The 13030-nt window shown below is 56.5% G+C and carries 9 protein-coding genes; 1 reads left to right on the top strand and 8 read right to left on the bottom strand.

Features of this window, described 5'->3' with window-relative positions; translation table 11 throughout:
* The gene (erpA, locus tag ACOTX5_RS12450; protein ID WP_003856230.1) at positions 1-345 is read right to left on the bottom strand and encodes an iron-sulfur cluster insertion protein ErpA; all 345 of its coding nucleotides are present in this window, start codon (positions 343-345) and stop codon (positions 1-3) included.
* A gap of 85 nt (positions 346-430) precedes the next feature.
* Complete coding sequence (gene clcA, locus ACOTX5_RS12445) at positions 431-1831, bottom strand: H(+)/Cl(-) exchange transporter ClcA (RefSeq protein ID WP_040117232.1); 1401 nt, start codon at positions 1829-1831, stop codon at positions 431-433.
* A 176-nt stretch (positions 1832-2007) separates the two neighbouring features.
* On the opposite strand from clcA, the gene hemL reads away from it, so the two are divergent.
* Positions 2008-3288: a glutamate-1-semialdehyde 2,1-aminomutase gene (hemL, locus tag ACOTX5_RS12440; protein ID WP_045911034.1), complete on the top strand. Its 1281-nt coding sequence runs from the start codon at positions 2008-2010 to the stop codon at positions 3286-3288.
* A 94-nt stretch (positions 3289-3382) separates the two neighbouring features.
* Here the strand turns inward: hemL and fhuB are convergent, their stop codons facing one another.
* The 6 genes from fhuB to ACOTX5_RS12410 form a co-directional block, all read right to left on the bottom strand.
* Positions 3383-5365, bottom strand: coding sequence for a Fe(3+)-hydroxamate ABC transporter permease FhuB (fhuB, locus tag ACOTX5_RS12435; protein ID WP_234101235.1), 1983 nt, complete (start codon positions 5363-5365; stop codon positions 3383-3385).
* On the bottom strand, positions 5362-6252 hold the full coding sequence (gene fhuD, locus ACOTX5_RS12430; RefSeq protein WP_003856240.1) for a Fe(3+)-hydroxamate ABC transporter substrate-binding protein FhuD: 891 nt from the start codon (positions 6250-6252) through the stop codon (positions 5362-5364). Before fhuD ends, fhuB begins: the two co-directional genes overlap by 4 nt.
* Positions 6252-7049 (bottom strand): Fe3+-hydroxamate ABC transporter ATP-binding protein FhuC, encoded by a 798-nt coding sequence (fhuC, locus tag ACOTX5_RS12425; protein ID WP_045911033.1) that lies wholly within the window; start codon positions 7047-7049, stop codon positions 6252-6254. Before fhuC ends, fhuD begins: the two co-directional genes overlap by 1 nt.
* 50 nt (positions 7050-7099) lie before the next feature.
* Positions 7100-9355, bottom strand: a complete 2256-nt coding sequence (gene fhuA / locus ACOTX5_RS12420) for a ferrichrome porin FhuA (RefSeq protein ID WP_033486478.1) — start codon at positions 9353-9355, stop codon at positions 7100-7102.
* A 204-nt stretch (positions 9356-9559) separates the two neighbouring features.
* Positions 9560-10507 (bottom strand): fimbrial protein, encoded by a 948-nt coding sequence (locus ACOTX5_RS12415; protein WP_223832641.1) that lies wholly within the window; start codon positions 10505-10507, stop codon positions 9560-9562.
* A gap of 44 nt (positions 10508-10551) precedes the next feature.
* Positions 10552-13029 (bottom strand): fimbria/pilus outer membrane usher protein, encoded by a 2478-nt coding sequence (locus ACOTX5_RS12410; protein ID WP_045911032.1) that lies wholly within the window; start codon positions 13027-13029, stop codon positions 10552-10554.
* Between the last annotated feature and the right edge of the window lies 1 nt (position 13030).

The raw sequence follows: 13030 nt of genomic DNA, 5'->3' as shown, positions 1-13030 counted from the left end.
TTAAATACTGAACGAAGAACCACACCCGCAGGTGCTGGTCGCATTCGGGTTAGTCACCACAAAGCGCGAACCTTCCAGACCTTCAGTGTAGTCCACTGAACCGCCCACCAGATATTGCAGGCTCATCGGGTCAACCACCAGCGCGACGCCCTGTTTCTCGATAGTCATATCACCATCGTTAACCTGATCGTCAAAGGTAAAACCATACTGGAAGCCACTACAGCCGCCGCCGGTAATATAAACACGCAGTTTCAGATCCGGATTGTCCTCGTCGGCAATCAGGGTTTTCACTTTTTTCGCTGCTGCTTCGGTAAATTCCAGCGGCAACGCTACGTCATCACTCATCTTATGCTCCCATGAATACTGCGACTGCTATTGGGCAAAAATCACCCAATTCTTTTTGTCATTATCTAATACCCTGGTAATTCATTCAAGTATTCTGCTTCAGGGCCTGTTCAGCTTCCTGTTTCGCCAGGGTACGGGCAAGAATGGTGGAGTATAGCGGTTTTCCACCCAGGAATTGGGCTAATAGTGTCGCGCCGAGACAGGTAATGATCATTGGCAAAATGAGCTGGTAATTGTCGGTCATTTCCAGCACCAGTACGATCCCGGTCAGCGGCGCGCGCAGGGAGGCCGCCAGCAGCGCCCCCATTCCCGCAACCGCAAACGTCCCCGCATCCAGATGGTAGGCCGGGAAACCTGCCGCCGCCGCCATCCCGAACGCCGTACCCAGCAGCGTCCCCAGTGCCAGCATCGGAGCAAAAATGCCGCCCGGGGCGCCAGAGGAGAAGCACAATACCGTGGTGATGACGCGTGAAATAAACATAAACAGCAGCAGGCCTACGCTGAAATTCCCCGCCGCGGCAATGGGAATCAGGCCGAAACCACCGCCCGCCGCATTCGGTTCGATAAAGCCGAGGATCCCGCACACGCCGCCAAGCAGGCCTCCCACCAGCACCCATTTCGTGGTATTTCCGCCATGGATGCGCTGAAACATATCCTGCGCCCGTAAAATCAGGGTGTTAAAAAGCGGGCCGACGACGCCAAAAATCATCCCAAGAACCAGATACAGCCATAAAGTATTGACCGGCGCATTGGTCAGCTTGCCAACTTCAATCACCGCTCCTTCGCCGTTAAAGACGCGAAAGACAATGCTCGACATAATCACGCCGGTAAACACCGCTTTAATGGAGATCAGGTTGTAGCGGAACTGGGCACGCATCTCTTCAATGATAAACAGGATACCCGCCAGCGGCGCGTTAAACGCCGCAGACAGCCCCGCTGCGGCCCCCGTCGCCAGCAGCGTATGCCGTGCTTCGGCGCTGCGCATACGGAGCAGATCGCCGACCATGCGCCCGACGTTACCGCCCAGCTGTACCGTTGGCCCTTCCCGACCGAGCACCATGCCCGCCCCGAGGGTTCCCATCCCGCCGATAAATTTCACAGGAAGCACCCGCCACCAGCGAACCGGGCGTAGCTCCTCCAGCGCCCCCTCAATTTCAGGGATCCCCGAGCCACCTGCTTCAGGTGCGAATTTACGCACCAGAAAATACCCCACCATGGCAAACAGCGCCGAAAGGCCAAAGGCCCACACCCAGACCAGCCATTCCCGATCGGCAAAGCTGGCGACGGTACCTATGCGCCAGTTGAGCACCGCGTTGACCGCTTTCTCGAATGCGACCCCCACCAGCCCGGCCAGCGTACCGACCACGGCGGCTGCCAGCAGAATGGCTAACGGGGTTTTGTCACGGTTGAGCAGCCGCCGGATACTGACCCGGTGCTTCGCGCGCGTAAACTGTTGTTGTTCAAAAGAAGGTGTGTTCTCGTTCATTACCTGTTCTGTTTCGTCATACAAAAGGCGCAGGGATTCTACCAGAGACAATCCCCTCGTCCCCTGAAAAATACTTAACAATTGTTAAGCCTTCTGAGGGGCAAAAATTTTATAACCTCTTCCGAATCACTTAGAATAGTTGCCTTAACTTATTTCTACGAACCAGGAACGACGCCATGAGCAAGTCTGAAAACCTCTACAGCGCAGCCCGCGAGCTTATCCCAGGCGGCGTGAATTCACCCGTGCGCGCCTTTACCGGCGTGGGTGGCACCCCGCTGTTTATCGAACGTGCGGATGGGGCATATCTGTATGATGTGGATGGTAAAGCCTATGTCGATTACGTCGGCTCCTGGGGCCCGATGGTACTGGGGCACAACCACCCGGCGATCCGCAACGCGGTGATTGAAGCCGCTCAGCGCGGCCTGAGCTTCGGCGCGCCAACCGAGATGGAAGTCAAAATGGCGGAGTTGGTCACCGAGCTGGTGCCAACGATGGACATGGTGCGTATGGTGAACTCCGGTACCGAAGCGACCATGAGCGCTATCCGTCTGGCGCGCGGTTTTACCGGTCGTGACAAGATCATCAAGTTCGAAGGTTGTTATCACGGCCACGCCGACTGCCTGCTGGTAAAAGCCGGTTCCGGCGCGCTGACGCTCGGTCAACCGAACTCCCCGGGGGTGCCGGCTGATTTCGCGAAACACACGCTGACCTGCACCTATAACGATCTGAACACCGTTCGCGCCGCGTTCGGGCAGTATCCGCAGGAGATCGCCTGCATCATCGTTGAACCGGTGGCGGGCAACATGAACTGTATTCCACCGCAGCCGGATTTCCTGCCGGGCCTGCGCGCGCTGTGCGATGAGTTCGGCGCGCTGCTGATCATCGACGAAGTGATGACCGGTTTCCGCGTCGCGCTGGCGGGGGCGCAGTCATACTACGGCGTTGAGCCGGATCTGACCTGCCTCGGCAAAATCATTGGCGGCGGCATGCCTGTCGGCGCGTTTGGCGGCCGTAAGGACGTAATGGACGCGCTGGCGCCAACCGGTCCGGTTTACCAGGCGGGTACGCTCTCCGGTAACCCGATTGCGATGGCGGCGGGCTTTGCCTGTCTGACCGAAGTGGCGCAGCCGGGTATCCACGAAACCCTGACGGACCGGACGACGCAGCTGGCAAACGGTCTACTGGAAGCCGCAGAAGACGCGGGTATTCCGCTGGTGGTAAACCACGTCGGCGGGATGTTCGGGATTTTCTTCACCGATGCGAAAACCGTGACCTGCTATCAGGACGTGGTGAAATGCGACGTGGAACGCTTCAAACGCTTCTTCCATCTGATGCTGGAAGAAGGCGTGTATCTGGCCCCGTCAGCGTTTGAAGCGGGCTTTATGTCCGTGGCGCACAGCGAAGAAGATATCAATAACACCATCGACGCAGCGCGTAAGGTGTTTGCGAAGCTGTAAAATGTGCGGCTTGATGCCCTCACCCCAACCCTCTCCCACAGGGGAGAGGGAGCAAACACTAAAACGGCAATCTAAGGATTGCCGTTTACTTTTATTACCGACTTTGCTTTCTCAACAGATATATAAAGTACGGCGCGCCGATAAAGGTCGACAGCAGGCCCGCCGGGATCTGATACGGGAACAGCACCATCCTTCCGCACCAGTCAGCAAAGACCAGGATCGATCCGCCCGTCAGCGCAGAGATCACGATATGCGGCAAAGTCCTGCGGAAGCCCATCATACGGGCGATATGCGGCGCCATTAATCCGACAAAACTGAGCGGGCCGATAGTCATGGTGGCCGTCGCCGTCAGGCACGCGGCCAGCAGCAACAGGGCGATACGCGTTGGCGTCAGCGCCACCCCGACCGCGCGGGCGGTATCCCCACCCAGCGGCAGAATGGTCATCCAGCGACGGCACAGCGGCACAATCGCCAGCAGTACGATCATCACAATCCCGGTATGCACCACCTGACTGCCGGTAGCGTTGTACGTTGAACCGGAAATCCAGGTCAGGATCTGCGCCATGCGCGGATCGCCGCTCGCCTGCAACATCATCAGCAGCATAGTAAACGCGGTGCTGAGCGCCATCCCGGCCAGCAGCATGCGGTGAGGTGAGAACCCCCCTCGCCCGGAGGCGATCAGGATAATCATCAGCGTGACTGCCGCGCCGATACTCCCGGCAGGCATCAGCCAGCCGAACGCATTTCCCGGCACGAGGAACAACATTAACACTACGCCAAACGCGGCCCCGGAGCTGATCCCTAATACTTCCGGGCTTGCCATCGGGTTGCCGGTGAGACGCTGGATAATACAGCCCGCCACCGCCAGCATGACGCCCGCAATCAGCGCGGAGAAGATCCGCGGCCAGCGCCACTGCATGAGTTCATGCAGCAAATCCCCCGTCGCCCAGTGCCAGCCCGTGGCGTCGCGTCCCAGCGAGAGTGCGGCAAACGAGGCGATAACCAGCACCGCCAGCCCGGCAAGGCTGAACCACACCACCGACTGACGTTCGGCATGTACTTTATCGCCGGCATCCATTGCCGGGGCGCTAATGCTGCGCAGGCGCGGCAACAGCCACAGCAGCAGCGGCGCGCCGATCAGAGCCGTCACCGAGCCCGTGGAAACTTCCATCCAGACGCGCGCCAGCCAGAGAATGAGTTGATCGGAAAGCCAGAGGATCAGCGCGCCAATCAGCGGAGCCAGCATCAGACGCGCCAGCAGACGGCGCGCGCCGAGCATTTTTGCCAGCAACGGCGCAAACAGGCCGATAAACCCGATGATGCCGACGGCGTTAACCAGTAACGCGCTCAGCACAATCGCCAGGGTCAGGGCCGCCAGACGCGCCAGCGACAGCGCCAGCCCCAGATTGCGCGCCACGCCGTCATCGAGGCCCATCAGCGTCAGCGGACGCAGCAGCAGCAGCGTCAGCACCACGCCGCCGAACAGCTGCGGCCACAGGCGCTGGACGATACTCCAGTCGGTCTGGGTGAGCGTGCCGGTACTCCACATAAACATGCTTTGCAGCTGGTCGTGGTGAAACAGCACCAGCAGCTGGTTGATCGCCCCACAGTAGAGGCTGACGACCAGCCCCGCGAGGATCAGCGTGACCGGCGAGAGACGTTTTCCCCAGGCCACGCCAAAGACCAGCGCACCGACCACACATGCGCCTGCCAGCGCGGCAAACTGCGAGGTTAACGCTCCCGGCAGGGTCCAGAGAGTGGTGATGGTGATCCCCAGCTGAGCCCCCGTCGCCACGCCCAGCGTGGTCGGCTCTGCAAGCGGGTTACGCAGCACCTGCTGAAACAGTACGCCCACCAGTCCCAGCCCCGCCCCGACCAGCAGGGAGATAGCCAGACGCGGCAGCAGGCTGTAGTGGAACAGCATTTGCTGAATATTATCGATATCCGGTGCGGCAAACGCGGCTGCCCATTGATCGCGCGGTAACGCCGTGCTCAGGTTAAAGCCGGTTAACATCAGGGCAGCCAGAAAAATGAGCGCTAACAGCAACATTGGGAAACGAGCCATACGCGTGCTCATGCCTTGCCTCCCAGTGCATTGTCCAGCACGCGGGCAAAATGCATTGCCGACAGCGTCGCGCCGTAGAACCATACCGCTGGCGCGCGCAGGAAGCGCTGCTCGCGGACGAACGGCATTGCCTGCCAGAGCGGGGTCGCCATCAGGGTTTGCATCTCGCGCTCGTTCCCGTGATCGAAGCACAGCACGTCCACATCACGAAACGCCGCCAGACGGTCAATACCCACGGCGGTACTGCCCCAGAATGTCATCTCGCCTTCCCAGGCATTGCGAATGCCAAAGCTGTCGAGCACTTCCTGGAACAGACAGTTATTTCCAAAGACCAGCATATGGCGGGCATCCAGCAGGGTTACCATCAGCAAAGGCCGATCGCCACGGTGGGCAAAGCGCGGCTTGAGGGAATCAATCAGCGCATCAAATTCATCGAGATGTTTTTTCGCCTGAGCCTCACGGTTGAGAAACTGCGCCATCTCGTGGATGGAATTTTTTGCCATGGTCAGCGGCTTTTTGCCGTCGCTAAAGGAAAAGCCCCGCCCTGGCGCAATCTTCGCCATGGTCTCTTCCGACGGGCCATACCCCGCAGACCAGAATAAATAAGACGGTTTCATCTGGGTGAGAAGCTCAAGGTTCGGCTCCGTACGCAGGCCAATGTCGATGACGGAGTCCGGCAGTTTTGGCTCATTCACCCACAGGGTGTAGTTGGGAATATCGGCCACGCCGTAAGGCGTCACGCCAAGCGCCATCATCAGTTCGACGGGCAACCACTCCAGCGCCACGATGCGGTGCGGATCGATAGCCGCAGCGCGGGCCGGGCCCATCTTTAACAGCAGCGGTGAGAGCGCCATGGCCGTCAGCAGGCGACGGCGGCTAATGAATGTTGAATCCAGCATCAGTAGACAAAGCTCACGGGTGCAGCCCCGGCTGGGTGAGGCAGGATGCCCATAGGAATACCGTAGATATGTTCCAGCGTTTCGCTGCGCATCAGTTCGGCAGGCGTACCCTGAGCGATCATTTCACCGCCGCGCAGCGCTACCAGGTAGTCGCAATAGCGTGCCGCCATGTTGATATCATGCAGAACGGCAATCACCGTCAGGCCGCGCTGCTGACTTAAGCGATGCACCAGCGCCAGGACGTCAACCTGATGAGCAATATCCAGCGCCGAAGTGGGTTCGTCGAGCAGCAGGCAGCGGCTGTCCTGCGCCACCAGCATCGCGATCCATGCGCGCTGACGCTCGCCACCGGACAGGCTATCCACCAGACGGTGCGCCAGCGGTTTTAACCCAACCAGCGCGATCGCCTCTTCCACTTTCTCTCTGTCAGCGACGCCAAAACGCCCGAGCGCACCGTGCCACGGATAACGTCCAATCGCCACCAGCTCGCGCACCGTCATCCCCTCCGCCTGCGGCAACTGCTGCGGCAGATAGGCCACCTTGCGGGCAAAGGCCTTACTGCTCCAGCTCGCCAGCGGCTGGTCATCCAGCAATATGTCGCCCTCGGACGGCGGCTGATGACGACCCAGCATCTTCAGCAGCGTCGATTTACCGGAACCATTGTGCCCGATTAAACCGGTAACTTTACCTGCGGGAAACGTCAAAGAGAGCGGATGCAGCAAGGTGCGCCCGGATACGCGAAAGGAGAGATTGTTAAGCGTGAAGGTGGAGTCGGATTGCGTTTTATTATCCTGCATGTCAGCCAACTTAAATAAAAAGGGCACGGCGAACCGTGCCCATAAAGAGGTTAGAAGCGGAAGGTCGCGGTGGCAACAACCTGGCGTTCAGCACCCCAGAAGCAGCCATAGGTGTTAAAGCAGCTGGCAACATACTCACGGTCGAACAAGTTGTTCACGTGAAGCGCAATGTTGGAACCTGCCATGCCCACGCGCGCCAGGTCGTATCTGACCAGGGCATCGACCAGGGTGTAGCTCCCCACGGTGAAGGAGTTCGCCGGGTCACCTTTACTGGAGCCGGTATATCGGACACCTGTACCCAGCGTCAGGCCAGACAGCGGGCCATCAAACATGGTGTAATCACCCCAGACGGATGCCATGTGCTTAGGCACCTGGGCTGGCGTGTTGCCTTTGTAGTTGGTATCAGTGGTGTATTCCGCATCAGTGTAGGTATAGGAACCCACAACGTTCACGCTCGCAGACAGTGCCGCTTTCGCTTCCAGTTCAACACCACGCGCACGGATTTCGCCGCCTTCAACCGAGAAGAATGAACCCGCAGGGTCAGCCATCAGGTTGTTGGTTTTGGTTAGCTGATACACCGCACCAGTAATGACGATAGGACGATCGTTCGGCACATATTTCACGCCCGCTTCGTACTGCTTGCCTTTAGACGGTGCAAAGACGTTGCCGTTCGCTCCGGTCTGAGAAGCCGGTTCAAACGACTCGCTATAGCTAAAGTACGGTGTAATACCGTTATCAAACAGGTAGTTAACACCGCCACGCCAGGTGAACTGAGTGTCATCACGCTCGGAGGTGGTGTTCAACACTCGGTTGTATGATTCCTGATCGGCCCAGTCATAACGACCGCCCAGCGTCACCAGGACTTTATCCCACTCGATCTGATCCTGGGCATAAATACCGGTCTGCTTTTGTTTGTTCAGTACCTGATAAGCGCCTGACGGTCCAGGATGAGAACCGAAATCGAAGTCACTACGATCGAGGTTATAGATATCAGATGGTGCAACGGAGCCGGCATAGCCGAACCACGAGTCAATGTCATTACGCATGCGCATGAAATCAACGCCAGTTAGCAGAGTATGCTCGACAGAACCCGTCGCGAACTTGCTCTGCAACTGCGTGTCAACAGTGAAGTTTTCCAGCTTCTCGTTATCAATTACATACTGGCGAGTCAGCGTATGTCCCCACTGCGACTGAGGAACGCTCGCGCAAGGGCTGGATGCAGGATTACTCGAATAGAGCGGATCGGAACACATACCGTAGCCGTAAACGCTGTTTTGCGAGGTTTTGTTCTGCGCATAACGCAGGTTCTGGCGCACGGTAAAGGTATCGTTAAATTCGTGGTCGAAGCTGTATCCCACCATTTTCTGGTTACGGGAATAAGTATTATTCTTCGCGCCTTCGTTGAAGTTAGTTGGCAGACGATCGCCGTTCGGCAGCGGATCAACCGTTCCCTCTTTTGGCAGCCAGCCGTAGTAGCCCGTTTCAGGCTCGTTCTGGAAGTAAGAGAGGAACGTGAAAGTGGTTTTATCATCCGGACGCCATGAGAACGATGGTGCGATGGCATAACGCTGCTCGCCTTTATCCTCCTGCTGCGAATTGTTCGAACGCGCAACGCCCGTCAGACGGTACGAGTAAACGCCGTCATCGTCGATTGCATCGCTAAAATCAAAGCCGGTCTGGAACAGGCTATCGGTACCCACTTTGAACTGGATCTCTTTCAGCGGCTCGGTTGTTGGGCGCTTACTCACCATGTTCAGCAGGCCGCCAGGGCTGCTTTTTCCGTACAGAACGGAAACAGGACCACGCATGATTTCAGCGCGCTCCAGCATATAAGGGTCAATCACCGCGTCGTTATAGAAGTTGCCCTGCATCTTCATACCGTCGAGGTAGTTATTCTGGCTCTGACCATCGGCAGCAAAACCACGAATCACCAGATAGTCATAGGTGTTGGACGCTCCGCGCGTGCCTACCGCAACGCCCGGGGTGTAGCTCAGAGCTTCTTTCACCGAGCGAGGCTGATGCAGCGCCATCTCTTCGGCCGTTACCACAGAAATTGACTGCGGAACTTTCTGTATAGGGGTGTCAGTTTTTGTCCCGGTTGCGGATTGCCTTGCAGCAATCGTCGCCGCAGGCCCCCAGGCACTCTCCTGCGCAGCCGGTGCGGCAGTAACAGTAATGGTTTCTTCTTTTTTCGGGGTTTCGGCGGCATGAGCATAAGCAGACATGCCGGCAACCGCTGTGGCTACGACGACCGCGATTTTACGCAGCGACGTGTTAATTGGCTGAGCAGTATTGGAAAGCGCCATGATGGATCTCTGATGGAAAAGTGAATGATAACGTAAACGAGAATTATTATTATGACCGCAGAATAATATGCGAAACGTTGGCTGCATAGCAAGCAGTATGCGGCCCTACAAGATTTAAGGGTTTAAGAATTAACCAGATGAAAATAGAGGGTTAATGAAGTTAGCGAAATGATCGCTAAGGCCCGCCGAAACGGGCCGGAGGGCTTAACGATAGAAGAGTTCGAAAGTCGCGACGGCGTCGACTTTCCCGGCTTTAACCTCTCCCGTTTTGATGTAACGGGCTTTGAGTGGGATCTCAACCGGGACGTTGTCCTGGCTACGGGTTATTGCCGTGTAGCTCTGGTCGAACTGTAACACCGCATCGTTCTTGTCGAGGATTTGAATGCCTACGCCGCTTGCAGCGTTGTCTCCGGTAGCAATGTTGAGGATATTGCCATCCGTTACGCCAGTCGACCCTGCACTGGTGAACTGATAATCAATTTTTGTCCCGGCGGCGCAGTCCGTAATATCAATCCTGAAACGACTGTCGGTCAGGATGTCAGAATACTGACCGTTAAAATCGTGCGCATTGACCGTTTCTAGCGGCACGTAGATGTTTTTATCCGCCAGGTTACAGGTGTTTGTCGTGATGTGCACACTGGTTGGTGAAAAGCGAATTTCGCCTATCACGTCGTTATCGTAAGTTTCATGTGAGGTTAACAGGGACGGATTAAGATCGCCCTCTTCGACTTCACCAATAACGATCAACTGAGCGGTAGCCCGGAAATTGTAATTCGTTGAAAAGCTTCTGATCGTGCCAAGATAAGTTTCCGGCCTGATAATGTCTTCTTCGGTATAGCTGGGGAACTGGGTTGTAGACGCTGCAACGCGAATGCCAATCCCGGCCACGTTGGTTTTATACACTCCGGGTAAAACATCTTCACGTGCATCAGCATCACTCAATGAGAGATAGCCTCTACGTACCCGAACGGAATCACCATCACATCTTTGCGCAATTTCACCTGATTCCACGCTGGCGTCATAAATAATGGTACCGACCTGAACGTCTGGCTCAAGCTGTATGACAGCGGGAATGTTGAAGGTAACAATTCCCCCGCTACTTCCGCCTCCCGTAAATGTACAAGTTGCGAAGGCCGGAGCTGAAAACAGCATGATTAGGCCAGCCATTGCGCTGATGAATAGTTCTTTGCTACGCCTCATTGGCAATTTACCGTCATTTTCAAAATAGTTGCTGAGCGCCCGGGAGGGAGATCCCCCGCCCACGCACACCGTTGATCGCGCCCGTCACCCCACTGCACATTCAGGGAAACCGCTTCATGCAGACCGGTAAGCCAGACTTCTCCTTCATCACCGACGATAGCCGTTGCACTTTCCTGCGTGACAATGGCGCCGAAAGGTACCGGCTTGCCGTGGAAAAGCAGCGTGATAAGCGCACGCTTCCCCACTCGTGCATCAAAAATCGCTGAGATGGCCGCACCTTTTGTTGGGACAACATCTTGGGTAGCGGCGGCAATTTCAATATCTTCACGATCCTGGGTGTTGACCGTAATACCGTTTTTCCGGTAGGCCGTCAGGGAAGGGACAATCGCGTTACCAAAGCGATCGGTGTAGATCCCTCGCCCGTTCTGTACTTTGACGTTATCGCCATCTTTGATATGGACAATGGCAAAGGCGTCGCGGACGGATTGCCCCAGGGTTACTCCATGTTCATGCGCAACAATTGAACCCTGCGCGCTGTAGTTCCACTGTCGGTTATCGCCCCCGTAGTTATACCCCAGCCCGACATCACCGGCAGATCCCCGGTAGCGCCCGGATACACTGCCACCATAGCCAGTATCGTGACTGGCATAGGTCTGCTGGAGGTTATAGCTGAGGTTATTGTTCTCAAGTGCCGTGCCGCCGATCCCTACCTGATGCGAAACGAATCCACCGCTGGCAGTGTTGGCGCTGTAAGTTGACCAGGCGTTCGCTAACCAGCGTGAAAGAGGTACGTTGACCATCAACGCCATTTGCCGATCGGTATTGGAGTCCGGCGTACGCGTCAGGCTGTAGCTTACCGACCAGGTTATACCGCGCCAGCCGGAGCTTAGCCCCGCACTGACGCTGCGCTCGTGTCCCGCCATGTTCCAGTAATCCTGCTGATAACCATTAAGGTAAGCCGATCCCCAGTCCGAAACGCGTTGGGAAAGATTAACCTGCATGCGGCTGCGCCGATTATTGGTTCGCCGATAGGTATAAATCCCATCGTCAATCTCGCTGTCACGCTGGTCGACAGCTTCCTGAAAGGTATAAAACCCTGAGGTGGAATAACGGTAGCTGGCAAGCGTCACGGTGGTGTCTGTATCCGGAATATCCCTGGAATACTGCGCACGCCATGACATCCCGCGGGCATCATCTCGTCCATCATCAAAAGCCGTACGGGCGGCGGTCACATCCACGGATGCCGATCCGAAACGGCCAAGATCGGCCCCTGTTCCCGCCAGCATAGCCTGATACGACGATGCAACGAGCGCGCCGGCGTATGTTGTTACGCCATAAGGCAGGCCGTAAATGACCGTCCCTTGCAGAAAAGGGGGCTCGTCCTCACCTTCATTACCGCGATAACGCCCTGCTGCCAGCGAATATTTAAATGCTCCTTCCCGCTGTAGCACCGGAACCGATGCACTGGCCTGGATGAAGCTGTGTTCGCTGCCGTCGGCCTCTTCCACCGTCACCTCCAGATCCGCGCCGGATGTGACCTGGCTTAAATCGCGGATCTCAAATGGCCCCGGAGAGACGTTGCTTTGATAAATGGTGTAGCCGTTTTGCCTGATGGTGACTTTTGCATCGCTATTTGCGATACCACGCACCACGGGGGCAAACCCCTGCTGGCTGGTGGGCAGCATGGAAGTATCCGTTTCCAGCTTCACGCCGGTCATTTGGACGCTGTCGAAAAGCTCGCCGTTAGTGTACGTCTGGCCTATCTCAAGCTGGCTTTGCAGGGTTTTGATATCACGTTGCAGCGTACTGGCGATTGCATCCCAACCGGCGTTGTCACTCCAGGTGCTGTTGTTACGCAACCGCCACGCCCCGAGGTTGATCCCCGACTCCAGGCCAAGCCATGCAGATGACGTTTTACCAGAACGATAGTGCTGCTGAGAGCCGCTAAACTGGTAGCTTGTCCAGGCGGCGGGAGCACCGTCATCCCAGAATTTCGGCTCGATAGCCCCGGCCGCAGCCTGATCGCGGTATTTTTGCGGGATCACCAGCTTGAGAGTCTGATTATCCTGGTCGTAATCGTAGCGGGCATTATCAATAAAATGGGAGATGTCATCGATTATCAGCGCATCATCCAGATCTTTCATGTCCGGGATCGTGTCGACTTTTACCCCTAATGCACGCAGATCCGCTTTGGTCAGCTCCGGTAACAGGCGCTGCTTATCGTCAGACAAGATCCAACTCACCGTGCGTTTATCCAGAACATCCCGATCCCACATAATGGTCGTCAGAAAGTTTCCCGGCAGTAAGCCATTATCATTGATGAAATTTTTTAGCGTTGAGGTGTTTTCCAGCGGAGTGTCCATCTCGAGGATCCGCAGGTTAAATTCGTCATCTGCACTCACAGGCTGGATCATCGCGAGCAGCGCTAACGCGATTCCCTTCAGAATCTGTTTGTAGAGTGGAGATGACGACATA

This window comes from Enterobacter cloacae complex sp. IR5441, assembly GCF_049238215.1.
GTDB classification, from domain to species: Bacteria; Pseudomonadota; Gammaproteobacteria; order Enterobacterales; family Enterobacteriaceae; genus Enterobacter; species Enterobacter hormaechei_C.
The sequence above is the reverse complement of the archived record's forward strand: the minus strand, read 5'-3'. Positions and strand labels throughout refer to the sequence as shown.